The 25168-nt window shown below is 58.0% G+C and carries 24 protein-coding genes; 8 read left to right on the top strand and 16 right to left on the bottom strand.

What is annotated here, in order from left to right:
* The first annotated feature begins 3 nt into the window (after nucleotides 1-3).
* Genes AC0IM9_RS10000 through yjgA form a run of 3 tightly spaced genes read left to right on the top strand, consistent with a single transcriptional unit; the run spans nucleotide 4 to nucleotide 1466 of the window.
* Nucleotides 4-591, top strand: coding sequence for a phosphoheptose isomerase (locus AC0IM9_RS10000; RefSeq protein ID WP_054763367.1), 588 nt, complete (start codon nucleotides 4-6; stop codon nucleotides 589-591).
* 28 nt (nucleotides 592-619) lie between these two features.
* A complete protein-coding gene (locus tag AC0IM9_RS09995; RefSeq protein WP_140913483.1) occupies nucleotides 620-802 on the top strand; it encodes a hypothetical protein in 183 nt (60 codons plus the stop codon).
* A 1-nt stretch (nucleotide 803) separates the two neighbouring features.
* Entirely contained in the window at nucleotides 804-1466 is a 663-nt protein-coding gene (yjgA, locus tag AC0IM9_RS09990; RefSeq protein ID WP_278210318.1) for a ribosome biogenesis factor YjgA, read from the top strand.
* Nucleotides 1467-1478: 12 nt separating this feature from the next.
* Here yjgA and mtgA read toward each other — a convergent pair whose 3' ends face one another.
* Nucleotides 1479-2222, bottom strand: a complete 744-nt coding sequence (mtgA, locus tag AC0IM9_RS09985; RefSeq protein WP_140913481.1) for a monofunctional biosynthetic peptidoglycan transglycosylase — start codon at nucleotides 2220-2222, stop codon at nucleotides 1479-1481.
* Between mtgA and AC0IM9_RS09980 the strand changes: the two genes are divergently transcribed.
* Nucleotides 2198-2467, top strand: coding sequence for a hypothetical protein (locus AC0IM9_RS09980; RefSeq protein WP_482803958.1), 270 nt, complete (start codon nucleotides 2198-2200; stop codon nucleotides 2465-2467). The genes mtgA and AC0IM9_RS09980 overlap by 25 nt on opposite strands.
* Nucleotides 2468-2885: 418 nt before the next feature.
* On the opposite strand, the gene AC0IM9_RS09975 is transcribed toward AC0IM9_RS09980, so the two are convergent.
* From AC0IM9_RS09975 to AC0IM9_RS09920, 12 genes are all read right to left on the bottom strand, one after another.
* A complete protein-coding gene (locus AC0IM9_RS09975; protein ID WP_482803895.1) occupies nucleotides 2886-5318 on the bottom strand; it encodes a TonB-dependent siderophore receptor in 2433 nt (810 codons plus the stop codon).
* Nucleotides 5319-5434: 116 nt separating this feature from the next.
* On the bottom strand, nucleotides 5435-6394 hold the full coding sequence (locus AC0IM9_RS09970) for a FecR family protein (RefSeq protein ID WP_482803894.1): 960 nt from the start codon (nucleotides 6392-6394) through the stop codon (nucleotides 5435-5437).
* 133 nt (nucleotides 6395-6527) lie between these two features.
* Nucleotides 6528-7031, bottom strand: coding sequence for an RNA polymerase sigma factor (locus AC0IM9_RS09965; RefSeq protein WP_140913478.1), 504 nt, complete (start codon nucleotides 7029-7031; stop codon nucleotides 6528-6530).
* A gap of 247 nt (nucleotides 7032-7278) precedes the next feature.
* Entirely contained in the window at nucleotides 7279-7785 is a 507-nt protein-coding gene (gene tssJ, locus AC0IM9_RS09960; RefSeq protein ID WP_482803893.1) for a type VI secretion system lipoprotein TssJ, read from the bottom strand.
* 87 nt (nucleotides 7786-7872) lie between these two features.
* Nucleotides 7873-10749, bottom strand: coding sequence for an EAL domain-containing protein (locus AC0IM9_RS09955; RefSeq protein WP_482803892.1), 2877 nt, complete (start codon nucleotides 10747-10749; stop codon nucleotides 7873-7875).
* Between the two features lie 10 nt (nucleotides 10750-10759).
* The gene (locus AC0IM9_RS09950; RefSeq protein ID WP_482803891.1) at nucleotides 10760-11236 is read right to left on the bottom strand and encodes a type IV pilin protein; all 477 of its coding nucleotides are present in this window, start codon (nucleotides 11234-11236) and stop codon (nucleotides 10760-10762) included.
* A 261-nt stretch (nucleotides 11237-11497) separates the two neighbouring features.
* Nucleotides 11498-13882: a penicillin acylase family protein gene (locus AC0IM9_RS09945; protein ID WP_482803890.1), complete on the bottom strand. Its 2385-nt coding sequence runs from the start codon at nucleotides 13880-13882 to the stop codon at nucleotides 11498-11500.
* A 129-nt stretch (nucleotides 13883-14011) separates the two neighbouring features.
* The gene (gene guaA, locus AC0IM9_RS09940) at nucleotides 14012-15601 is read right to left on the bottom strand and encodes a glutamine-hydrolyzing GMP synthase (protein ID WP_482803889.1); all 1590 of its coding nucleotides are present in this window, start codon (nucleotides 15599-15601) and stop codon (nucleotides 14012-14014) included.
* 74 nt (nucleotides 15602-15675) lie between these two features.
* Nucleotides 15676-16638 carry a class I SAM-dependent methyltransferase gene (locus AC0IM9_RS09935; protein ID WP_482803888.1) on the bottom strand — a complete coding sequence of 321 codons (963 nt, stop codon included), beginning with the start codon at nucleotides 16636-16638 and terminating at the stop codon, nucleotides 15676-15678.
* Between the two features lie 76 nt (nucleotides 16639-16714).
* Nucleotides 16715-18181, bottom strand: a complete 1467-nt coding sequence (gene guaB / locus AC0IM9_RS09930) for an IMP dehydrogenase (RefSeq protein ID WP_140913472.1) — start codon at nucleotides 18179-18181, stop codon at nucleotides 16715-16717.
* An 85-nt stretch (nucleotides 18182-18266) separates the two neighbouring features.
* Nucleotides 18267-18743, bottom strand: a complete 477-nt coding sequence (locus AC0IM9_RS09925; RefSeq protein ID WP_482803887.1) for a hypothetical protein — start codon at nucleotides 18741-18743, stop codon at nucleotides 18267-18269.
* The gene (locus tag AC0IM9_RS09920; RefSeq protein ID WP_482803886.1) at nucleotides 18743-19342 is read right to left on the bottom strand and encodes a CPBP family intramembrane glutamic endopeptidase; all 600 of its coding nucleotides are present in this window, start codon (nucleotides 19340-19342) and stop codon (nucleotides 18743-18745) included. The genes AC0IM9_RS09925 and AC0IM9_RS09920 overlap by 1 nt, the downstream gene beginning before the upstream one ends.
* Nucleotides 19343-19428: 86 nt before the next feature.
* Here AC0IM9_RS09920 and AC0IM9_RS09915 point away from each other — a divergent pair, with 86 nt between their 5' ends.
* The 4 genes from AC0IM9_RS09915 to dinB all read left to right on the top strand — a co-directional run bounded on the left by AC0IM9_RS09915 (nucleotide 19429) and on the right by dinB (nucleotide 22218).
* On the top strand, nucleotides 19429-19701 hold the full coding sequence (locus AC0IM9_RS09915; RefSeq protein WP_278210302.1) for a YcgL domain-containing protein: 273 nt from the start codon (nucleotides 19429-19431) through the stop codon (nucleotides 19699-19701).
* An 84-nt stretch (nucleotides 19702-19785) separates the two neighbouring features.
* Nucleotides 19786-20808, top strand: a complete 1023-nt coding sequence (locus AC0IM9_RS09910) for a DUF2333 family protein (RefSeq protein ID WP_140913468.1) — start codon at nucleotides 19786-19788, stop codon at nucleotides 20806-20808.
* A gap of 9 nt (nucleotides 20809-20817) precedes the next feature.
* Nucleotides 20818-21120, top strand: a complete 303-nt coding sequence (locus AC0IM9_RS09905; protein WP_140913467.1) for a DUF4389 domain-containing protein — start codon at nucleotides 20818-20820, stop codon at nucleotides 21118-21120.
* 6 nt (nucleotides 21121-21126) lie between these two features.
* A complete protein-coding gene (dinB, locus tag AC0IM9_RS09900; protein WP_482803885.1) occupies nucleotides 21127-22218 on the top strand; it encodes a DNA polymerase IV in 1092 nt (363 codons plus the stop codon).
* A 45-nt stretch (nucleotides 22219-22263) separates the two neighbouring features.
* Here dinB and AC0IM9_RS09895 read toward each other — a convergent pair whose 3' ends face one another.
* The 3 genes from AC0IM9_RS09895 to AC0IM9_RS09885 form a co-directional block, all read right to left on the bottom strand.
* A complete protein-coding gene (locus AC0IM9_RS09895) occupies nucleotides 22264-22710 on the bottom strand; it encodes a hypothetical protein (protein ID WP_140913465.1) in 447 nt (148 codons plus the stop codon).
* Between the two features lie 148 nt (nucleotides 22711-22858).
* Entirely contained in the window at nucleotides 22859-24013 is a 1155-nt protein-coding gene (gene mltB, locus AC0IM9_RS09890; RefSeq protein ID WP_482803884.1) for a lytic murein transglycosylase B, read from the bottom strand.
* An 18-nt stretch (nucleotides 24014-24031) separates the two neighbouring features.
* Entirely contained in the window at nucleotides 24032-25165 is a 1134-nt protein-coding gene (locus AC0IM9_RS09885; protein WP_278210298.1) for a PilT/PilU family type 4a pilus ATPase, read from the bottom strand.
* Nucleotides 25166-25168 lie beyond the last annotated feature (3 nt).

The following is a 25168-nucleotide window of genomic DNA, read 5'->3' as shown; positions in this document are numbered from 1 at the left end:
ACTATGAGCTTACAAGACCGCATCATCGCCCATTTTTCCGACAGTATTCAAACCAAGCAGAATGCGATGGCCAGCTTGTGCGAACTGATCGAATTCGCCTCGCAGAAAATCGTCGAAGCCTTGGTCAACGACCGGAAAGTGCTGACCTGCGGTAACGGCGGCTCGGCCGGCGACGCCCAGCACTTTTCCTCGGAAATGCTGAACCGCTTCGAACGCGAACGGCCGGCGCTACCGGCGATCGCCTTGACCACCGACACCTCGACCATCACTTCCATCGCCAACGATTACCACTACGACGAAGTGTTCGCCAAACAATTGCGGGCGCTGGGTCAGGCCGGCGACATCCTGCTGGTCTACACCAGCAGCGGCAATTCCGGCAATATCGTCAAGGCCGTCAAAGTCGCCCATGATCGCGACATGACCGTCATCGCGCTGAGCGGGAAGGACGGCGGCGCTCTGGCCGGCGTGTTGAACGAGACCGATATCGAGATCCGGGTGCCGTCCGATTCGACGGCCAGGATTCAGGAAGTGCATTTACTGATCTCGCACTGCCTGTGCGATTTGATCGACCACCAATTATTCGGCGGCTAAGCCGCAGGACCCGACTGGCGAACACGTTATGGAATCACCCTGGGAAAATCTGCTGCTGGGTCTCTTGGCCCTGCTGATCCTGTTCTGGATGCGACCCGGCGTCAAAGCCGCGATAGAGCGCAGCAAAAACAGTCCGTCCGATTGGCCGGGGGTGATCGTGCCGCTGCTTGCGGTGGCAATGTTCGTCCTGTTTTTAATATCGATGGTTTGACATGAAACACGAAGATTACGACGACGCAGAATTCGAAGACGAAGACGATTTCGAGGACGACGGCTACGACGACCGCACCCAATTTGCCTACGACGACGAAGTCGAGGAAGAGGACGAAGTCGAATATTACGCGGTCCGGCCCAACAAGACCCGCATCAAAAAAGAGATTGCGGCGATTTTCGCCATGGCGGAAGAAATCAGTGCGTTGGCACCGGCCCACATCGCCGAGTTCGAATTGCCGGAGAACATCGAGAAAGCGCTATGCGACGCCGGCAAGATGGGCCGCAATGCGGCGAAAAAGCGCCTGTTAAAGTACATCACCGGTCAGATGCGCGAATTGGATGTCGACGCGATCCGGGAAAAGCTGGCGCGCTTGAAAAACCGCAGCGCCCACGGCGTGCGCGAACACCACCAGGCCGAGCGCTGGCGCGACCAACTGCTGAGCGAAGCCGGCAATGCCGCGCTGACGCAACTGGTGTCGGAATTTCCGGAGGCCGATACCCAGCATCTGCGCCAACTGCAACGCAACGCGCTGAAAGAAGCCAAGGACGCCAAACCGCCGAAGTCGGCGCGCCTGCTCTACAAATACCTGAAACAATTGATCAGCGACACCGGCCATTCCACCGCAGCCGACGCGGCAGAGCCGGAAGACGATTCGGACTGATCCAGCAATCTCTCAATCGGTCAAGTTTCGCATCTGGCCGAGAATCCAGCTCTGCCGTTTCAGCACATAAGCGCTGGGTTGGTCGGCCTTGAGCAAGATCGGATTCGGCAGCGTGGCAGCAAGCAATGCCGCTTGCGCCGCCGACAACTGCCGGGCCGGAATACCGAAGTAATGCCGACTGGCGGCCTCGATACCGAACAGGTGATCGCCGAATTCGGCGATGTTCAGATACACCTCCAAAATCCGCTGTTTGTCCCACAGCGCCTCTATCAGTACGGTAAACCAGATCTCCAAGCCCTTGCGCACGAAGTGTTTCGCCGGGCTCAGAAACAGGTTTTTCGCCACTTGCTGGCTAATCGTGCTGGCGCCGCGCAATTTGCCGCCGCGTAAATATTGCTGAAAAGCTTTGCCGATCGCATCGACGTCGAAGCCGTTATGCTGGTAGAACAACTGATCCTCAGAGGCGATCACGGCATGAAAGGCATGCGCCGAAATCCGCTCGCGGCCGACCCAATGCTGATTGATCGGCCGATAAGCCCTGCCTTCGGCCAGATCGTCGATATGCTGGTGCAGCATGAAGGCCGAAGTCGGCGCCGGCAAAACCCTTAGCGCCGCGACCAGCAACAGGGAACTGGCCAAAAAACACCACACTGCGACACTTGCCAGACGTTTCAAGCGCCTGGGCCAACTGAGAGTCGGCTTGGACCGGCGAGGAGACGGAAAGCGATAGCGTGCCGGATGACGAAAGTGGTTCACAAGCGATGCCAGATAATCAACAGGCTGGTTATTATCCACGATTCAGTGGCATAGCGAATCCCGGTCGGCACAGCGTACAGCCGCTTTCCCTTCCGACAATCCGAAACAGCGCACCGGCACCAAAAAAGTGCAACAAATTCGGTCGCCGTTGCGGCGATCCGCAGCCGCCAGAGCGCGACCAAGCAGACCAAGCGCAAAGAAGTGTGGCAAATCGCCTGAATTTTGGCGTTATTTATGGCATTTAACATAGATTAGATTGATTTACGCGCTTCCGATCCGCCGGCCACACAGAAAATCAAGCACAAACAAAATTGGCACGAATAGTGTTATATAAAATGCGGCATCAAGGATGTTAAGTTCTCTCCCCCGTGAACATGGAAAACAACGACGCCAGGGAATACCTGGATAGAAGCGTGGACGAAACACTTCTATCCAGGCAAGGATGGTCTCTTTTCTGATTCATTCGGCCCCAAGCCGAGCCAAATTTGGTTTTCACTCTGGTGCAAACCGCACCGAAAAACGCCTCCGCGGTCCAATCCCATTGTCAGCCGGCTAAGCAGCGTCAGGCCTTGCGCCATTGTGTTGCAGGCTTGCAGCCGTGGCGCAGAAAGAAGTGCCGCCCCCGCCACTACGGAAACGGCAATGAGGAAGGCTGGGAACGACTTAGTATTCCAGCTTCAATGAGCCCATCGCCGAAATCGGCGCGCCGACGTTGGCCGTCGGTATCCATGAGGTCGAGCCGGTGAAATATTCCTTGTCCAGCAAGTTATAGACATTGACCTGCGCGGTCAGGCGGGTTTTGCCGATCGGCTGCACATAAGCCGCCATCGCGTCCAGCCGGGTGTAACCGGGCAACTGAAAGCTATTGGCGGTGTCGCCCTCGCGTTTGCCGACCACTACGCCGCCCAGGCCGGCCTTGAAATGCTCGGTAAATTGGTAGCTTCCCCACAGGCTGGCTTGATGCTCTGGCACGTTCAACAGACGATTGCCTTCCGTGCCGTTGTTGTCTTTGGTAACCCGGCCGTCGGTATAGGCATAGGTCGTGACCAGACTGAAGTTATCGCTGAGTTGGCCTTTGATATCGACCTCGATGCCCTGGCTGCGCGCTTCGCCGATCGCCACCTGGTCCAACGGATCGGGCGTGCTGAGGTCGGCGGTCAGCATATTGGTTTTTTTCAGGTGGTAGTAAGCCACGGTGGACGACAGCCGCTTATCGAACAGCTCGGTCTTGAAGCCGATTTCGTACTGCTCGGCCGATTGCGGCTGAAAGGTACCGCCGGTCAAGCCATTGCGGCCGTTGTTACTGCCGAAGGATTCGACGTAATTGCCGTAGACCGACAACCAGTCCCACGGCTGGTAGAGGATGCCGACCCGAGGCGTGAATTTGTCCTCGTGGCGCATGCTGAAGCCGTCCTTGGTGGCTTCCCAGGACGTGCCGCCGAAGCCGCCGTAACCGGCCATGTCGTAGCGGCCGCCGCCCATGATGTGCAATTTGTCCCAGAGCGTGATCTGGTCTTGAAAATAGACGCCGTACCAATCGTCGCGCTCGCGCCAGAACCAGTTGGGCCGGATTGCGTTGACTGCGGCGACATCGATCGTGTCATAGCGCGGATTGTCGATATCGAAGGTCGAATTGATCGGATCGCCCCAATCGCTGGAAGCAAACATGTTATCCGGCGCATCCTGGTTGAAGAAAAACCAGTCGCCGCCGACCAACACGTTGTGTTTCAGGCCGTAGGTCTCGAATTTGCCGGTCAAATCCAGACTGGTCGAATACGAGCGCCGCTCTGAGGTCCCGGTAATGACCCAGCGCCCCAAGGTGCGGCCGTCCGCATTCAGCTTGCCATTCGGTCCCGGCCCGCCGAAGACAATATCGGTTTCGTCCCACTGGAATTTATGCTTGATCGCCCAATCGTCGTTGAATTTGAAGCTCCAGTCGGCGTAAACCAGGGTATTGTCCTGGCGCGGCCGAAACGCCGGATCGCCGGTGAACAAATTGCGCCGGCCCACCACCGGCCTGTTGTCCAGCACCGGCACGCCGTAATCGTCCATGTAATTGTCGTGACGCTTTTCGATGTCCAGGTTGGCCTCGAAGCGGTCGTTCGGCCGCCAGGTCAGCGAAGGGGCGATGAATATACGTTCGTGATCGACGATGTCGCGAAACGACTCGCCGCTATCGTAGGCGCCGTTAAAGCGGTAGAGTAGGGTTTTTGCACTATCCAGCGGCCCGGTGGCATCGACGGTGGTGCGGTACTCGCTGAACGAGCCGAATTGCTGCTGCAGCGCGTAATACGGCGTGGCTAACGGCTTTTTGGTCACGTAATTAACCATGCCGCCGGGCTGCAAGCGGCCGTACAGCACCGCCGCCGGACCTTTCAGCACTTCGATTTGCTCCATGTTCGACACGTCGAATTTACCCATCGAGCGCCGAAAGCCGTTCCGGTAGTTTTGTTCGCCGGAGTCGAAACCGCGGATGATAAAGCTTTCGTACATATCGGCGGTACCGTAGGCGCGTTGCACGCCGCTGACGTTATTGATCACGGCATCCTCGAAGCGGACCGCCTGCTGGTCGTTCAAAATCGCGCGGGGCACGACTTGGACCGAGACCGGCGTGTCCATGATCGCAATATTGGTCTTGGTCGCGGTGGACGCGTTCGGCACCGCATATAGCTGGTTGAACGGATTGTTCGGATCGTAAGCTCTGTTACCGACCACGTTGACCGCCGGCAATGCGGCCGGGTCCGGCCGGTAATTCAAAGCCTGTTTTTCGATCACCACGTTGCCGTTTTCGGCAATGCGGTAACTCAAACCGCTATCGCGCAGCAAGAGTTGCAGCGCCGCTTCCGGTGTGTAACTGCCGCGTAGCGGCCGGCTGCTCAGGCCTGCGGCGATCGAGGCATCATAAACCAGTTGCAGGCCGGCGCTTTCGGCCAGCCGGTTCAAGGCCGTTGCCAAGGCGCCTGCCGGTATGTCGAACGGCCGGGCGGCACTGTCGGCGTGGGCCAGCGAAGCCGCAAGGCCAACCCCCAGCGCCCAAGCCGCAACCTGGTTTTTCAATCCGCGGCCGGCGCATCTCTTCGTGGTTCTAACGATCATGCATTTCCCTCTAAGGTTGTTATCGGATGGCTGATACTGCTTTTGACGCACTAGCAGCCGAAAACAGGAGGTGAGGAAACGCAAAAACCGCAATCCGCCGCAGAAAACGCCGCCGGTTACCGGTGTAGCAGAATCAAATAGTCGCCGAGGCGGGAGGAACGAATGTGTAGAGAAGATTCCAGTGCGGCCAGTACTGCCAGCGGCTGGTCGGTACGAAATACGCCGCTGACCCGGCGTTCGGCGAGCGCCGCATCGCCGATCAGCAATAAACCGCGGTGGTAGCGGTTCAACTCGGCGACGACATCGCCGAGCGGCCGGTTTTCGAATACCAGCTTGCCGCGGCGCCAGGCCGTGGCGGCCAGCTGGTCGACGGCACTCGCCGGGCCTATCCCGGCTTCCCGGCTAAACATCGCCTGCTCGCCCTCCGCCAGCACGCCGTGCTGGCGGCCCGAGCCGCGTTGCACATCGAGGGCGACACTGTGCTCGGTGACACCAACCTCGACATTGTCGCCGTCGACACGCACGTTGAATGCGGTGCCCAACGCGGTGATCAGGCCGTCGCCGGCCTGCACTTGAAACGGTCTGGCCGGGTCGGGACTGACTTCGAACAGCGCTTCGCCGCGCAGCAGCGTCAATCGGCGCTGGCCGGCGCCGAATTGAACCAGCAGCGCGCTGTTGCCGTTCAAATGCACGGCGGAACCGTCGCTGAGGGCAATATCGCGCACTTCGCCGAAACCGGTATGAAAGTCGGCGCGCAAACCCAGGGACAACGGGCTCAACCACCACAGTGCCAAACTCGCCGCCAACGCCAACGGTAACCGGGCTCGCTGCCGGATTTTCGCCGAAACCGGTTTTGGCGGCTGGAGCGGCAAATCGGCCGCCACCGGACCCAAACCCGGCTCGACTTCCGCCAGATCGCTCCACAACTGCTGCAACCGGCGATAGGCTTCCGCGTGGGCGGCGTCGGCGGCCAGCCAGCGCTCGAATTCGGCCAGCAGCGCGGGATCGTCGCTAGCGCCGTCCAATTTGACCCACCAGGCGCGAGCCTCGGCCTTGACCGATGCCGGGATTTTCATCGCGCAGTCTCGCGCCGGGATTGCAGGAGGCGGTCGCGCACTAGCGGTTGGGGAGCGGATATGTTCATCGGCGGCATCATGGTGGAAGCGTTGCCATTATAGGACGCGCGCTGGCGCAAAAACAGGAAGGCCGCTAGTCGTCGCAGTCCTGCAATGCCGCCAATGCGTTGCGCAGATGTTTTTCGACCATATTGCGCGAGATCCCCAAACGCTCGGCGATCTCGGCATGGCTCAGGCCGTCGTATTTACGCATGACGAACACCGTGCGGCATTTCGGCGGCAGCCGTTCTACCGCAGAAATCAGCCGGTGCAAACGTTCGCGGGCGGCGTTGATTTGTTCCGGATCGGCCGTACTGTCGACGCCGGAATCGGCCTCTGCGCCGTCTTCGTAATGCGCATACTGCTCGCGCACCTGGCGGCGGCGTTCGTAATCGGTCGCCAGATTGGCGGCGATTCGGTGCAGCAAGGCGCGCGGATTCTCCGCCTGGCGCCACAAGTCGCCGGCCAGCATGCGCTGATAGGTTTCCTGGACGATGTCGCCCGCCGTGTCCAAACAGCCGCAACGCCTGAACATGACTCGGCGCAATTCGTCGTCGTAGGTTTTGATCAGATCGGAAATATCAAGAATAGTGCTCATGGTCCCGGCCAAGCGAAGCGATGGCCGGAAGCAACCAAAACTCGTGCCAGATCGGCATCAACACCTGTCCGAACAAGGCCTTAGTAATCTTGGGAAAATTTCTCGGCCGATTCGGCCCGAAAAAATAAGCGATATGCCGCAGCGGAATGGATTGCTTAACATAGTTTAATAAAGTCGGCCGGAGCGCGCTCGCTTCAAGCCCGCCCGGCTTCAGCCCATTTCCCCGCACTTTGCGCGGGCCGACGACTCAAGGCTCTGCGGGCGTCGCCGGTGTCGGCTCGACTGCGCTGGCCTTGGCGCCAAGCACATTGCGGTCCATCTCCAAGGTAACGGTGTTGTTTTGGTGCAAGACCAACGGCGCCAACGCCCGCCATTGCGCGTCATCCAGTTTGCGGAAGGCCGCGAAGAAACCGATCTTGCGCGTGTCTGCGGCGGGCTCGATCGGCAAGGTTTTCTGTTCGCCGGGCTTGATCAGCAATTCCTGCTTGCGCAGCAAGTCGCCACCTAGAGCCAGCTGCTCCTTATCGAACAAGGTAAAGAAATCCGCGGCGGCGAAACCGCTCTGTTCGCGCAGTTCGTAAATCCGCAGCAATACCGGCGAGGCTTTGCCGGCTGCATCCGGATTCAATTGCTTGCCGGCATTGATTTGCAAGGTCAACTGCGTCGGCGGGACCGGTGGCGGCAGCTCCGGCGTCTCGGCGCAAGATGCCAGCATAACGCTGCATAAAATCGGTAGGAGTCTGGATAGCGGCATAAAAATACTCTCTAGGGAAAATCGCGATATCGGCATTCTGCCATAGACTCGGTACATTGCGTGCGCCGCCAACGCGGCGGTAAACGCCTAGCCGGTCAACGTGCCTTCCGGCTCGGTACGCCCGACGCCACTTTGCAAACTACGCAGAAACTCGTTGGCAGGCAACGGCCGACTGTAGAGATAGCCTTGAAACAACGCGCAGTGCTGTTGCTTCAGAAAATCCACCTGTTGCTGGTTTTCGACGCCCTCGGCAATCGTCTCCATCCCCAAGCCGTCGGCCAGGGCCAAAATCGCCCGGACGATAGCCTCGCTGCTGTCGTCGGTATCGAGCTGGCGGACGAAGGACTGGTCGATTTTCAACACGTCCAGCGGCAATTGCTTCAGATAAGACAAAGACGAAAAGCCGGTACCGAAATCGTCCATCGACAGAGTCAAGCCCAGGTCTTTCAATTGCTGCATTCTCGCGACGCAGCTTGCCACATCGCCGATCACGACCGACTCGGTCAATTCCAACTCCAGCCAACACGGATCGATGCCGGTCGAGTGCAAAACCGCCGCCACCTTTTCCACCAGGTCGGACCGTTTGAAATCGATAGCGGACAGGTTGACGGAAACCCGCAATGGCTCGAAGCCTTGCTGATGGCAGAATTTGACCCACAGGCAGGCCTGTTCCAGCACCCAATCGCTGATTTCGACAATCAAGCCGGTCTGCTCCGCCAATGGAATGAATTTGGCCGGCGAGACCATGCCCAATTCGGCATGCTGCCAACGAATCAAGGCTTCGGCGCCGACGATGCGACCGTTCCAGTCGACCTTGGGCTGGTAGTAAACCAGTAATTCCTGGCGGGAAACGGCCTCGCGCAACTCGTGTTCGAGTTTGATATTTTCCAACGCGGCGGCATTCAGTTCCGGCGAGTAAAACCGGAACACGCCGCGGCCCTCGCTTTTGGCGTGGTACATTGCGGCGTCGGCATTTTTCAGCAAGTCTTCGACATTGTCGGCGTCACCGGGGAACATGGCGATGCCGAGACTGGTGCCGATCTTGACCGGCAATCCGGCGACGACCAGGGTGCGCTGTATCGCAGCCAGTATCTTCTCGGCGATGGTCGTGACGAAGCCGGCCGGGTTGCCGTGCTGATGCAAATCGGACAGCACGATCACAAATTCGTCGCCGCCCATCCTGACGACCAAATCGGTTTTGCGTACGCATTGCAAAAAAATCCGCGCCGCCTGCGCCAGCAACTCGTCGCCGGCCGTGTGGCCGAGCGAATCGTTGATATTCTTGAACCGGTCCAGATCAAGGAAAAACACCGCAACCTGCGACTCGTCGCGCCGGGCTCTATCCAACTCCTGTTGCAGCCGGTCGTGCAACACCAGTCGATTGGGCAAATCGGTCAAAGGATCGTAATGCGCCTGCCGGTAAAGCTTTTCTTCCCAGGCCGCATTCGACAAGGCCACGGCGATGCGGTCGGCAAAATCGGCCGCGGCTTGTCTGGCCTCGGCCGAAATAGTGTTCGGCGCCTTGTATCCCAAGCAAAGCAAGGCCGCCAGAGCACCGTTGATCGCCACCGGCACGATCAGATATTGCCAAGCCCCCTCGCCGCGCAAACGTTGCAGATAGGCCGACGGCGCCGGCCGGTTCGGTTCGAGCGCCAGGAGCTGGATGCCGGCTTCGAGCAATCCGGTAAAATCCTGCTGCTCCAGAAACAAAGGCTCTTGCGACAGCTCGACCGCTTGACCGCCGCTACGGACGCGGATATTGCCGAGCGCCAAGTGTACCGGGTCGATATCGGCTATCGCGATCATCTCGCAGCCGAGGATGCCGGGCAGGCGGTTCAATACGATTTCGATAATGTCCCCGGCGTTCAAGGCCGACAGAATGGTGCGGTCGATTTCGGCCATGGCCTCGAGCAGATCGAATTGACCGCGCAAGCGTTGGGTCATGGCATTGAACGAATCGGCCAGGGTTTCGAACTCGTCCCGGCTATCGATCAGGACCCTGGTGTCGAAATTGCCCGCGGCAATGTCCTGTGTGGCGGCTTTCAGGCTGGCCAGCGGCGTCAGGTACTTGCCGATCATACGCATACTTAGATAAATGACCACCAGCAACGCCAGCGCCGTCACCGGCGGGTAAATCTCTCTGAATTGGCGCATGCCGGCGAACGCCACCGCAGCCGGCTGGCTTTGGACGATGACCAGATCGGAACCGGCAAACAAATTGCCGACCGGCAACTTCCAGGAGGCGGTCAAATAGGTTTCGTTACCGATTTGCCAATCGAATTGGTCGCTGTTGAGCTGTGCCAGCCGGTCTCTGGCGTCGGCCGGCAGCCCGTACTCCGGCTCCGATGCGAACAATAGCTGGCGGCTGGCGGCATCCATGATCCATAACAGATTGTTCGGATCGATGTTTTCCGCTTCCCACAATTGTTCCGGCTTTAATTCCACCATCAAGATCCCAGCTTCCGGGCGGTTTTCGACCAGATTGACGGCCATCCACAAGCTGTAGCTGCCGCTCCGGTTCGCGGCCGCTCCGATGAAGGTCTTGCCGGCCCCGACTAACTTCAGCTCTTGCTCGCCGAGTTCCGGAACCTCGCCGGCATCGGCAGCTGGGGAAAGCGTTGCCCCGTTCGGGCCTAGCAACACCGCTTCGGCAAACTGGCCTTGTAACCATTGTCGATGTTCCTCGCCGATTGCCGCGCCGCCGCCATTATCGCCGGCTTGCTCCAGCCGCATGGCGGCTATGCGTAGCGACTTGTCCAAAAAGATCAAGCGGCCGATCAGGCCGTAAGCGTAATCCTTACAACTGCGCTGCAAGGCTTTGCCGGTTTGGCCGCGCAGCTGGGTTTCGACCTGGCGGTAGGATAGTCCGCCCAACAGCAGGATTGGTATCAGCGCCGCCAGGACGAACGACAGTAAAATCCGCCGCGCCACCTTACTATTGAAAATCGGCAGCGTCCAGTTCATCGCCGCTAACTCAAAAATCGGCCGCCAAACCGACAAATGCGCCGTCGCGGGCAATAATGATGTCGTCCACACTGTCTTTCTGGCTGATTCGTGGTTTGGTCACGCCGTTTTTGCCCATGCTGTACAAATCGTAGTTGGTATTGATCGGATTCAAGGCGCCGTCTTTGCGGACATCGCCCATCACGCCCGGATCGCCGTTAACGATATTCAGATAGACATAGGCCTTGCCCCAGGGATCGATGCCGCCATTGGGCAAGGCGGTGCCTAAAGCTGCCAGCGAGTCCGGATAGCGGAATTCGCGGGTGTAATAGCGCTCAATCTCGGTCTGGATGGCCATGATCTCGCTGATCGCCAACGAATTTCGGGTCCGGTCGATATAGCCGTTATAAGCCGGAACGGCAATCGCCGTCAGGATGCCGACGATCGCGGTGGCAATCAGTGCCTCGATTAAGGTAAAGCCGGATCGTTGGAGTTTGCGGTTGAACATACTTACGAATATTTCTCGGGAAGTCACAGTAGTGTTAAAAGAAAGCCGGTTAAGGCAGCAAAACGGCTTCAGAGTACCGTAAAAAAGCGTTAGCTATAAACCGATAATCAAAAATACCCGTATCCCTCACAAAACGGTCACTGTCAGCCGACCGGAAGTATAGCGAGGCATCGGCGTTTGTGGGATTGGCCCCAGGGTTTAGCTCGCCGGCATTAGCAATGGGCCGACGATCGAAGCCGCCTGCCGGAAGGAATACAACGCTTACGGTTTCAGCGTCCACCGGTATTCGGCATCGCCCGCTTGCAACGCCAAGGGCACCCCCTGCAACCAATACGGCTGCTGGTCCATATAAAACTCGGACAGCGGATGACCGGACTGGCCGCCGGGCATATGCAGAATGCCGTCTTGCCAATGCCCCGGCGAGACCACCAAGCGCTCGCTGGCGGCAAAATTGGCGCCGGCCACCCGGACGCAATATCCGGTGCAACCGGCCAGCGTCTGCTCCGGCATGTTCAAAAACGCCGCCAGAAACGGCATCGCCTTACTGAACGGATGCGCATACGCGGCCTTGTTCTGCGAACCCCAGGTCAGATCGGCCAATTTTTTGCCGGGATTGCGCGCCAACAATTTGCCGGCAGCGGCTTGCAGTTGGGCTGCGACAAAGCCATCCCAATCCCGATATTTGGCTGCGTCCGGCAACAGGGCCGGATCGGCAGCGCTCAGCAAGGCCTGCAGCGGCGTATCGACGTAATTCCAGGCGTAGCTGAACTCGGGATCGGCTTGTTTGCAAGCGGCCAGAAACGGCGGAATTACCGCTTCGATCAGCTGTTTGCGAAACTCGACCAATAACGGCAACCCCAAACTGTCGGCATCGGCACGGCCGTTCCAGGCCAGCAAATAAGCGCGAATCGCCGCCGTTTCGGCTTGCGCGGCCGGATCGATACCATTAAGCGCGTGCAAGGCCAGTTGCCGGTAGTAACCGAAAAACTCGGATTCGGTATCCAATTGCAGATTGAATAGCGACCATTCGTCGTGCAATGCCGTTTGCCGCAGTTTTTGCGAAATCCGGAACGCCCGGTAACCGTTGGCGAACTGATGGCCGATCACGACCGGATAGTCGGCGCCGAACCGGCGCTCGTTGGCCGAGGCCAGAAAGCCCTGCGCCGGGTCCAGGTTGCGCGGCATCCGTTCCGGCGGCAAATAGCCGCTCCAACCGGTGTTGCCGTCGGCCCAGGAGGTGCTGACCGAACCGTCGCCGCCGAAGCGCAACGGAATTTTGCCGGTCAGGGTCCAGGCGATCCGGCCGCCGTTATCGGCAAACAGCACGTTCAGCTGCGGCACACCGGCGCGGTTGGCGATGGCCAAGGCCTGCTCGAAGTTTTGGCTCTGCTCCAATTCCAGCCATTCGGTATTGACCGCTTCCGTGTCCAGCGCCGCCCAGCGAATCGCGACCGCCCGGCCCAGCAAAGGCTTATCCGCGACCGGGCCCCAGCGAGTTTCGCGGACCACCAATTCGCGTTCGCCGCCGCCTTTGATTCGAATCGTCTCCCGGCGTTGCTCGAAAGCGCGCCAGCCGTCGCCGTCGCGGTACTGTCCGGCATGCTCCGGATCGGTTTCGAGTTGGACCAAATCCAGAAAATCGCCGCCGAGATTGGTCACCCCCCAGGCCAAATAGCGGTTGCTACCGGCGATCAGAAATGGCGTACCGGGCAAGTTGACGCCGACCGCTTCCACGCCCGGATACGCCAGCTCGATCCGGTACCAGATATTGGGGACGTTGATGCTCAAATGCATGTCGTTGGCCAAAATTGCCCGACCGTCCGCGGTTTTGCGGCCGCTGACCGCCCAGGCATTGGAGCCGGCCAGGCTTTCGCCGGCAGCGGCGTCGGCCAATTGCGGCCCAACCCTTCCACTCTGCGCCAACAACGGCTGCAAGATTGCGGCGGGCACCGGCTGCGACGGCCGCAAAGAGGCTCCCGCTTGCAATAGTTGATCGGTATAGCGGTCGGTATCCGGCGTGAAAAAAGCGACGGCGGCCGCAGGCAAGCTGCGTTGCATCACGCTCAACATCCGCTCGCTCTGCTCGGCGCGCGCGGTCAGCGTTTCGAACATGCCGAACATCATCAGCAAGCAATCCTCGGCCTGCCAGAGCTCCGGACTGTAACCGAGGGCGCCGAACTCGAACGGTAACACCCTGGCTTGCATCAGATAGCTGTTGACCCCGTCGGCGTAAGCTTGCAAATACTCGCGGTGCGTGACCGGCAATGCCGCAAAAACGCGGCCGGCGCGGAGCTTAAAACCGTAAATCCGGGCCTGCTTGTCGCTGTCGAAGGCCTTGTCGCCGAAGACTTCGGCCAACCGGCCGGCATTCTTACGCCGCATCAAATCCATTTGAAACAAACGGTCGCGGGCGGTGACATAACCCAGCACCCGCACCGCGTCGGTCCGACTAGCGGCATGAATCGACGGAATACCGTGCAGGTCGGTTGCGACCGCCGCCGGCGCCGCCAACTGCGGCAAGCGGCGCTCGCCATCCAGCGCCGGCAACGAACTATGCAACCAGGCGTAGCCCAGGCCGCTAATCCCCAACAACAATGCCGCCCCTGCACTGGCCAAATTGACCCAGATTTTTTTAGCTTTAGCCATGCCTAACCGCTCCCGTCGAAATCGCAGAGGGTTTTACCCGAGATTCGGACAAACGGCAACGGCCGCTGCAGTTTGCTGGAGTTACGGCAATTTCGGACGGGCTGCCGCTAAGGAATCCGTATTACGCCACTACTCCCACTCAATCGTCGCCGGTGGCTTACCCGAAATATCGTAAGTCACCCGCGAAATGCCCGGCACTTCGTTGATGATGCGACGGGAAACCAAGTCCAGGAAGTCGTACGGCAGATGCGCCCAGCGGGCGGTCATGAAGTCGATGGTTTCCACGGCGCGCAGGGCGACGACGTAGTCGTATTTGCGGCCGTCGCCCATCACGCCGACCGATTTGACCGGTAGAAACACTGCGAAGGCTTGGCTGACTTTGTCGTACAGGCCGTGGTTGCGCAGTTCGGCAATGAAGATGTCGTCGGCGCGGCGCAACAGGTCGGCGTAGGATTTTTTGACTTCGCCGAGAATGCGCACGCCCAGGCCGGGGCCGGGGAAGGGGTGGCGGTGGATCATGTCGGCGGGCAGGCCCAGTTCCAGGCCGAGTTTGCGCACTTCGTCCTTGAACAGTTCGCGCAGCGGTTCGACCAGTTTCAAGGTCATGTTTTCCGGCAGGCCGCCAACGTTGTGATGCGATTTGATCAAATGCGCCTTGCCGCTCTTGGCGCCGGCCGATTCGATTACGTCCGGATAGATGGTGCCTTGCGCCAGCCATTTGGCGTCGGTCAGTTTGCCGGCTTCCTCGTCGAAGATTTCCACGAACAGGCCGCCGATGATTTTGCGTTTCTGTTCCGGATCGTTGACGCCGGATAACGCGCTCATATAACGCGCTTCGGCATCGACCCGGATCACTTTGATGCCCATATGCTGAGCGAACATCGCCATGACCTGGTCGCCTTCGTGCAGGCGCAGCAGGCCGGTATCGACGAACACGCAGGTCAGTTGCGAGGCTATGGCGCGGCGCAGTAACGCGGCAACCACCGAGGAATCGACGCCGCCGGACAAGCCGAGAATGACTTGGTCGCTGCCGACTTTTTCCCGCACCGCCTTGATGCTGTCTTCGATGATGTTGCTGGAATTCCATAGCGCCGCGCAGCCGCAGATGTCCAAGACAAAACGACTGAGGATGCGGCCGCCCTGCTTGGTGTGGGTGACTTCCGGGTGGAATTGCAGCGCGTAGAAATTACGCTCTTCGTCGGCGATGCCGGCAATCGGCGCGCCGTCCGAGCTGGCGATTAGTTTAAAGCCTGCCGGCAGTTCGACCACGCGGTCGCCGTGGCTCATCCACACGTCCAATAGACCAAAGCCTTCCGCCGAGACCTGGTCTTCGATTTCCTTGAGCAGTTTCGAGTGGCCGCGGGCGCGGATTTGGGCGTAACCGAATTCGCGGTGGTCGGACGATTCGACCTTGCCGCCCAATTGTTCGGCCATGGTCTGCATGCCGTAGCAAATACCCAGCACCGGTACGCCCAGTTCGAACACGGCTTGCGGTGCGCGCGGAGTGTCGCTGCTGGTCACGGTCTCCGGGCCGCCGGACAGGATGATGCCCTTGGCGCCGAAGTTTTTGACCTCTTCGTCGCTGCTGTCGCAGGAATAGATTTCGCAGTACACACCGATTTCGCGGATGCGGCGGGCGATCAGTTGCGTATATTGCGAACCGAAGTCGAGGATCAGGATTTTGTCGGAATGGATGTTGGCGGCGGCAGGATTCGTCACGGTGTAACCTTCGATGATGCTGGAGAGGCCTTAACCGGTTAAGGCCTGTTTGTGGCTATTGGCGCGGTCGGCTGTCACAGCAGCCGATGGTCGCGATAAAGTTGATCGAGCAAAGCTTTACTGTCGGCGACTTGCTGACTCAAGTTGCGCTCGGCAATGGTACGTTGCAACTTTTTCACAAATCGCAAATACGGCGCCGCCCGCATGTAATGGCGCAAATTGGTATGGCCTTTGACGACGGTACTGATCCGCTCGGCATTGCCCGGCAGTCGCCAATCCGTTGCGGCAGCGGTGGCGGCAGGCTGGAAGAACATGGTCAGATTGCCGCCGTCCGCCGACAGCAAATGGCCGACCGCGTGCAGGCCGGCTTTTTCGCCCATTTTCTGCAGCGTCTGCACATTGAAGTTGAACAAATGCGCTTCGTGGAAACTGCTGGCCGGCGATTGGCACACCGCTTCGACATTCGGTACTTCCACGACCAAGGTCGCGTCGGGTTTCAGCAGCTTGCGCAAAAAGCCGAGTACCGAACCAGGGTCCGCGGTGTGTTCCAGCACATGCCAGATCGTGATCAAGTCGAAGCTGGCATCGGTAAAGTCGCCGTCCTGGACAAAGCCGACCTGCAAGTTCAACTGGTACTGGGCTTTGGAGTATTCGGCATAGCCTTTATTCGGTTCGATACCTTGAATGTCGTGGCCCAAGGCCTGCATCAGGTAAGCGAACTCGCCGCCGCCGGTGCCGACATCGAGCATGGTCTTCCGGCTTTGTAGTAAATGCTTGATCTTGTCGTGACGTTCGATCGCCACTCGGCCGGCACGCAATATGTGTTTGGCTTGCGGCGCGTAGGTCTTTTTGTAGTCCAGCCGGTACTCTTCTTCGTAAAACTGGCGCGGATCGTGCGGAAACGGATCGCTCCAGACTAAGCCGCACTGGTCGCAGATCACGGTGCGCAATTGGGCGCCGCTTCGGCTACGCATGGACAGTACGCTGACATGGTGATTGCCGCATAAATTGCAGGGGGTCGAAGAAGTTTCTGACATTGCGCTTACGAGGTTGTGAGGGTTGAGATTCGCACCGGACCGGCTTGGGTCCGGTGCGCAAACCGGGGCGGCCGGTTTAGTTCATATGGTAATTGGGCGCTTCTTTGGTAATCGTCACGTCATGGACGTGGCTTTCACGCATGCCGGCGTTGGTCACGCGCACGAACTGGGCGTTTTCCCGCATCTCGGCGATGGTGCTGTTGCCGGTATAGCCCATGCTGGAACGCACGCCGCCGAGTAACTGGTGGATGATGGCCAACACACTGCCTTTATAAGGCACCCGGCCTTCGATGCCTTCCGGCACCAGTTTTTCGACCTGCTCGGTGTCTTCCTGAAAGTAGCGGTCGCTGGAGCCTTGTTGCTGAGACATGGCTCCCAACGAACCCATGCCGCGATAGGATTTATAGGAGCGGCCCTGGAACAGTTCCACTTCGCCCGGCGCTTCCTCGGTACCGGCGAACAGGCCGCCCAACATCACGGCATATGCGCCAGCCGCCAAAGCTTTGGCGACATCGCCGGAATAGCGGATACCGCCGTCAGCGATCAACGGCACGCCGGTGCCTTTCAACGCGGCGGCTACGTTCGCGACCGCGGTGATTTGCGGCACGCCGACGCCGGCGACGATGCGGGTAGTGCAAATCGAGCCGGGACCAATACCCACTTTGACGCCGTCGGCGCCGGCTTCGACCAGGGCTTTGGCCGCCGCCGCGGTGGCGATGTTGCCGCCGATGACTTGCACTTGCGGAAAGTTTTGTTTGACCCAGCGCACTTTGTCCAGCACGCCCTGGGAATGGCCGTGGGCGGTATCGACGATGATGACGTCGACGCCGGCTTCCACCAAAGCCGCGACCCGCTCGCCGGTATCGGTTCCGGTACCAACCGCAGCACCGACCAGCAAGCGCTCCTGCTCGTCCTTGCAGGCTTGCGGATTGTCTTTGGCTTTCTGGATGTCCTTGACCGTGATCATGCCGCGCAAATGAAAGGCATCGTTAACGACCAACACCTTTTCGATGCGGTGGGTATGCAATTTCTCGATCACTTCTTTATGGCTGAACGATTCGTTTACCGTCACCAGTTTGTCTTTCGGCGTCATGATCTGGCTGATCGCCACCTCCAGCCGGGTTTCGAACCGCAAATCGCGGCTGGTGACGATGCCGACCAACTCTTCGCCGTCGACGACCGGCACGCCGGAGATGTTTTTCGCCCGGGTCAATTCCAATACTTCCCGCACCGTGACATTGGGCGATACCGTAATCGGATCCTTGATGACACCGCTCTCGTATTTTTTCACCCGTCTGACTTCCGCCGCTTGTTGTTCGACGGTCATGTTTTTATGGATGATGCCGATGCCGCCTTCCTGAGCGATCGCAATCGCCAAGCGGGCTTCAGTGACGGTATCCATCGCCGCCGACACCAGCGGGATATTCAATTTGATTTTGCGGGTGAGCTGAGTTTTCAACTCGACTTCGCGCGGCAGCACGCTGGAATGGGCGGGGATCAATAAGACGTCGTCAAAGGTGAGAGCTTCTTGAATGATTTGCATAAATCACACCTGGGGGCTAATCGTGGATAAGCCAGCCATTGTACAACTTTACTGAGGTTCCTAAAAACCCGAAATAGTCAAGGACTTACTCGCCCCGGCTGTTTTGCGCCGAAAGCGCCGCAACAATCGCATGATATTCCGCCATTTTGGGACGATGCAGGAATATGCCCAAGGCATGCATCGTGCTGAATATGTATAAGGTATTGAAGCCGTCGCCCAGCACAATCATGATCGGGCCGAACAGGCCGACCCATTCGATCAGGGCCTGGCTGACGGTTATCGTTGTGAAATAGCGTTGCCCCGCGCTTCTCGGGCCGGGCATGGTCTGGTTCAGCCGCAACAAGACATGCCTGGTCAGATTGGTCAACGGAAACAATACGATCGCGACGCCGTACAACACGCTGCGCAGCAACACGCGACGCTCTTCGCTGACCGCGATCTGCAGCTCAGCCCCCCAGACATGGCAAACAACATTGTAAACAACCAGCATGAGCAGCATCGCGGCGCAGACCAGCCAATGGCTGCGCAGAGCGGTGGACGGCAACGGGGAGGTGACGGACATTAAACACTCCTGTCGAGGCGATTACGGTAATCGCGCAGAATAACAACAAAGGCCACGAAATCGTAAGCCGCGTGGATCACGATCGGGGTCAGCAGATTGCGACCGCCGCCGTAATCGAGCAGGGCCCCCAAATATAAACCCATCAGGAAAGCCAACAGCGCATACAAAGGCGTTACGGCGTGTACCAGGGCAAATACCGCGTTGCTGCACAGCAGACCGAGTTCGGCATTCCAGCGCAATTCCAGCCAGGGTTGCAAGAAGCCGCGGAACAAGGCCTCTTCGGCGAAGCCGGCGATACAAGCCAAAACCAGCAAGTCGGCCCAATGCCGGTCGCTCAACCTGGCGCCCAGAGTATCCAGTAGCAATTCACGGATGGCTTGCAACGGCGGATACGCCAGACGTTGCAATGCAAAAAACAACAACAATAACGGCAAAGTCGCCAGCAACCCGATTGCCAGGGCACTTTCCGAAAAATACAAGTCCTGAAACGGATCGACATCGGCCAGCCAGCCGAACAGCACGGCCAAGCCGGCCAATGCCGACTCGAAATAACAAGCCGCGTTAAAAAAATTTTGGGTGGAGAACGGGCTGGTTTTCATCTGCGAAAGCGGTCTAGGTCGACAAGGGCTGAAAATTCTAAACAAAAACCGTTAGAATTGGCAGGGCTACATCAGGAGCGGCAAACATGAACTGCTTTATTTACAAAAGCCTGAAGAAGGACGAACTTTACCTTTACTTGGATAAAAAAGACGATTTTTCGGCCGTGCCGGAACAACTCTACAAAAGCTTTGGCCGGCTCGAATTCGTCATGGAGCTTGAATTGACGCCGGAACGCAAGCTGGCGCGCGCCGACTCGGCCAAAGTCATCGCCAGTCTACAGGCCAAAGGCTTCTTCGTGCAGATGCCGCCGGCGCTGTTCTCCCCGGTCCAGCCTGCTGCGGCCCGGCAACTACACTGAAAGCGAGCTAGCCAACTTAATCCGTGCTAACATGCCGCCATTCGGCCGCCAGGGCCTTTTTGCACTTATCCGGATACGTAACACATGTCAGACAATTCATTCGCACTCGAAGAAGACGCCAAGTCTAAAGGCATACTCTGGGGTTTCGGTACGCTGATAGGCATCGTCGTTGTGGTCATGTTGATTTTAGGCGAATGGTGGAGCCGTGAGCCCGAGCAATTCAACGTTCAGGATGAAGCGATCGAACGCATGAATGTGACCCATACCGACCAAATGCCGATCGGTTACGTTTACGCCAATACGCTGGCCCACATCGCCGACGTCATTCTGTTCAAAGCCGGCGGCTACCTGTCCAACGACGTCGCGCCTCCCGGCCTGTTTTGCGACAACATCCAAAGTTTCGAATACGGCGCACTGGTCATGCTGCGCGACGGTACCACCGCCTTACGCAACCACTTTGCCAGAGACCAGTCTCAATCCGCGGAAGACCCGGATTTAGCCAAAGCGGAGCCTTACTTCTACTACGAACGCAATTCCTGGGCCTTGCCGTCCACCGAGTCCGAATATATTAAAGGTATCGAGGCATTACATGCCTATATGTCGCGGCTGCAAAATCCGACTTCGACCTCGAGAGCAGCCCAGTTCCATTCCCGCGCTGACAACTTGTGGCAATATACCGAAGTCGTGATCAAGCGCCTGGGCGGTCTGTCGACCCGTCTCGCCGCCAGTACCGATAAATTTGCCGGCGCTGCGCACGGCGACCCATCGAATCCGGTCGACATCAACATGCCGACCATCGGCCAGACGCCTTGGATGGAAATCGACAACGTATTCTACGAAGCGCGCGGTTCCTGCTGGGCCTTGCTGCACATCCTGAGAGCCATCAAACACGACTTTTCCGACATTCTGTTGGACAAACGGGCGATGAACACGCTGGATAACATGATTCAGGCGCTGGAAAATGCGTTGACGCCGACTTTAAGTCCGGTGGTGCTGAACGGCGACGGTTTCGGCGTTTTTGCCAACTACTCGCTGGCCATGGCCAACTACATTGCCCGCGCCAATGCGGCCGCACTGGACTTGCGCGACGTGATGAACAGAGGTTAAACCGCGGCCATGCAAGAACAGATCAACGAGAATTTGAAAAAAATCGAAACCTGGAAACGGGTGATCTTCATGCTGGTTTTCGCTGCGATAGACAGTTTGGTCAAACTGCTGTTGTGGCTGGTGATTTTGCTGCAGGTAGGTTCGGTACTGTTTACCGGTGCGGCCAACGCCAACATCCTCAGTTTCGGCCGCAGCCTGTCGACCTACCATTACCATATCCTGCTGTTTTTAACTTTCAATACCGAGCAATTGCCGTTTCCGTTTTCCGATTGGAACGAAACCGCCAAGCTGGAGCAGCTCGACAAACCGTAAACGCCGATGGACGACCGTCCGCGCAAAATCATCCACATCGATATGGATGCGTTTTACGCAGCGGTCGAACAACGCGACCATCCGCAATACCGGAACAAGCCTATCATCGTCGGCGGCAGACCCGATTCGCGTGGCGTGGTAGCCACCTGCAGCTACGAAGCCCGCCAGTTTGGCGTACGTTCGGCCATGCCTTCAGCCCACGCCTACCGGCTTTGTCCGCAGGCGATCTTTGTCAAGCCGCGTTTCGACGCCTACCGCGAAGCCTCGGCCCTCGTCCGCGACGTTTTCGCCCGCTACTGCGACTGCGTCGAGCCGCTATCTCTGGACGAAGCCTATCTGGACGTCAGCGATTCTGAGCTTTACCAAGGCTCGGCCACGCTATTGGCCAAGCAAATCAAACAAGACATCCTGAAGCAAACCCGTCTGATTGCATCGGCCGGCATTTCTTACAATAAATTTCTGGCCAAACTCGCCTCGGATATGGGGAAGCCGGACGGACTGTACCTGATTCCTCCGGAACAAGGCCCCGAATTCGCCGAGAAACTGGACATCGGCCGGTTTCACGGCATCGGTCCGGCCACCGAACAGAAAATGCGCGATTTAGGGATCAATACCGGCAAGGACTTGAAAGCCGTACCATTGGCAATCTTGCACCAACATTTCGGCAAGGCCGCCCGGCATTATTTCAATATTGCCCGCGGCATCGATTTGCGCCCGGTTCGCGCCGACCGGGTTCGTAAGTCGGTCGGCGTGGAAACCACCTTCGAACAGGATTTGGCCGATCTCGCCTCGATTCAGCGGCAGTTGCAGGCTCTGATGCGCACCGCGTTGCAGCGATTGGCCGAGAAAGGCCTGACCGCCTATACCCTGACGGTAAAAATCAAATTCCAGAACTTCGTGCAAATCACCCGCAGCCGCACCCTAAACGAGCCGGTCGCCGAGAACCCGGCATGTGCATTGCTGCTGACCGAGTTAATCAAAAACACCCCGGTGGGTTCCAGCAAAGTCCGTTTGCTTGGCGTAACGCTATCCGGCTTGGACAACGAAGCCCCTCACGCTAAGCCTTATCGGCAGTTGGATTTATTCGATTATTCGTAAGCGACAAAGGCTTTTAAAACCCGGCATAGACCGGCGTTCATAGAATTAAGAGTTCGCCGCAGTCCGTTTGGAATTTATCACCAAGCCTAGTGCGCCAACTCCAAACAGCGCAAACGGTGCCGGTAAAGGCACTATTGTGACGGGGGCTGTTCCCAATCCATTGGTACCGGTAATCGATATGTGTCCGGATCGAACAAGCACCAGATCACCACCGCCTTTCGGCTTCAACTCTCCGCTGATATTCCGAATCCCCGCTCCGGCACTGCCTCCTGTGATGTTGGCGCCAGGCTGTACGAAGACAGCACCAGAGCCATTGAGATCGAATTGCTGCCAAAACAGTTGACGACCGGGCTTGACGCCGATTTGATCCGATAGTCGCGGATAGGAAATCGATAACGACGGCACTGGCGAAGTTTGTGAGTGGTCAAGCGCGGCTTGGGCCGAACTACAAAATAAACCCAAACCAGATATTAGCAAATGAAGGGCGCGCATCGTTTCTCCTCTCTAACGGCTTGACTGTATCCTAACAAGCAATTGAGTCATTTCCGTGACATCGAGCAGGAATTGGAGCGTATCGACTAAGAACCGATAGCGGCAACCGAAAAAGCCGAATCAATCGATCGCAATCTCGTCGCTCGCCTTATCCGGCGAGCTGTTGATAACCGCGTCTGATGGCCTGAGCCAGCTCATGCACCGCCATCGCGTAATGGGTGCTGTGGTTGTAGCGGGTAATCACGTAGAAATTCGGGTGTCCCAATAAATATTCATCGGTGTGTTGGTGCCTGAGCAACAACAATCGGAGCGGATAATCGCAGCCGCAATTGCCGGCAGGTTCGATACCGGCTTGCAGCAACGTACCCAGCGGATATTCGCGATCGATACCCGGCTCCAAACTATCGATACCGCTGTAGCTGCCGCGAGTGTTACTAACCACCGGCTGCTCGCTACGCCAGCCGTGCTGGGCAAAATAATTGGCGACACTGCCGATCGCGTCCTCGGGGTTCCATAAGTCACGCCGACCGTCGCCATTGAAATCCACTGCCCATTGCAAAAAGCTGCTGGGCATGAATTGGCCCAGCCCCATCGCCCCGGCGAAGGAGCCGACCGGCTTGGCGGGATCGATGCCTTCGCCGCGCGTCATCACCAGAAAACTCTCCAGCTCGCTACGAAAAAATTCGCCGCGGCGCTGGTAATCGAAACCCAGCGTGGTCAGCGCATCGATCACCCGGTGATTGCCGACGAAGCCGCCGAAGGTGGTTTCCACCGCCAGAATACCGAGAATGTATTCCGCCGGAACGCCGTATTGCCGGCTGGCGCGCTGCAAAGCGGCCTGGTGCGTCCGCCAGAACGCCACGCCGGCATCGATATGGCGGGCATCCAGAAATTGGGAACGGTAACGGGTCCAGCCGCCTTTGCTGGGCTTGCCTTTCAAACCTTGGTCGGACTTGGCCAGATAATCCAAGGTCCATTGTTTGCGTTTGGCTTGCGAGAACAAACCGTTCAAATATTCCCGATCGAAGCCGTGCTTTTGCACCATCTGCTCGATAAATTGAGCCAATGCCGGATAAGCGGCGTAATCGCCGCCGACCGCAGCGGCCCGATAGCTGCCGATGCTGGCATAGGGCCTAAGGTCGGGCTGGACCTTGACCGATTGGCTGGGCGGGTTGGGTTTGACCGGTGCCGACGTTCGCAGTTGGCTACGCGGCGGCTCGGAAGCACAGCCGAATAGAAGTGTGGCCAACGCTGCGGCAGCGGCAAATTTGAGTATCGAATTCGGTGTGGCTAAGTCTGGCAAAACGGCTAAATCCGGGGTTTATTTATAAAGGCTGCCTCCGTCTTCGTCGCTCTCGGCCAACGTCATGCCGGCGGTTTCGAAATTGACGTTCTCGGCGCCCAATTTGATCATCAGGCGGACTTCGTTGCGGGAGTCGGCAGCGTGCAGAGCATCTTCATAACTAATTTTACCGGCTGTGTACAGATCGTAAAGCGCTTGGTCGAACGTTTGCATGCCATGCTCGCGCGAGCTCTTCATCAATTCTTTCAATTTATGCACCTCGCCCTTACGAATCAAATCGGCGACTAGCGGCGTATTCAACAGAATTTCGATGGCTGGATAACGGCCTTTGCCGTCAGCGCGCTGAATCAATTGCTGAGCGACGATGCCGCGCAAATTCAAAGACAAGTCCATGAACAACTGGCTGTGCATGTCTTCCGGGAAAAAGTGCAGGATGCGGTCTATGGCCTGGTTGGCGTTGTTGGCGTGCAAGGTACAGACGCACAGGTGGCCGGTCTCGGCAAAGGTTATCGCGTGTTGCATGGTCTCGCGGGTCCTGACCTCGCCGATTAGAATCACATCCGGCGCTTGACGCAGCGTGTTTTTCAAAGCGACTTCGAACGATTCGGTATCCAGCCCCACTTCGCGCTGGGTAATGATACAACCCTGGTGAGGATGAATGAACTCGATCGGATCTTCGATGGAAATGATGTGGCCGCTGCTGTTCTCGTTGCGGTGGCGGATCAAGGCCGCCAGCGAGGTCGATTTACCGGTGCCGGTCGCACCGACAAACATGACCAAGCCGCGCTTGTGCATGATCAATTCCTTCAACACCGGCGGCAGATGCAGCTCTTCCGCAGTCGGAATCGTAGTTTCAATCCGGCGCAACACCATGCCGGCCGAATCGCGCTGGGTAAAGGCGCTGACCCGAAACCGACCCAGACTGTGCGCGCTTAACGCGAATTGGCATTCCTTGGTGTTTTCGAATTCGTCGCGCTGGCGTTGCGACATGATGCCGAGCACCAGCTTCAGGGTTTGTTCGCTGGTCAGCGACGTCTTCGAGACTTCGACGACTTTGCCGTTGACTTTCATCGACGGCGGCCGCCCGGCGGTAATGAATAAATCCGACGCCCGTTTTTCCACCATCAATGCCAATAGCGCGGTAAAGTCCATCAG

Source organism: Methylomonas sp. Uni0011, from assembly GCF_056850255.1.
Note: the sequence above shows the minus strand (reverse complement) of the source record. Positions and strands in the feature narration are given on the sequence as shown.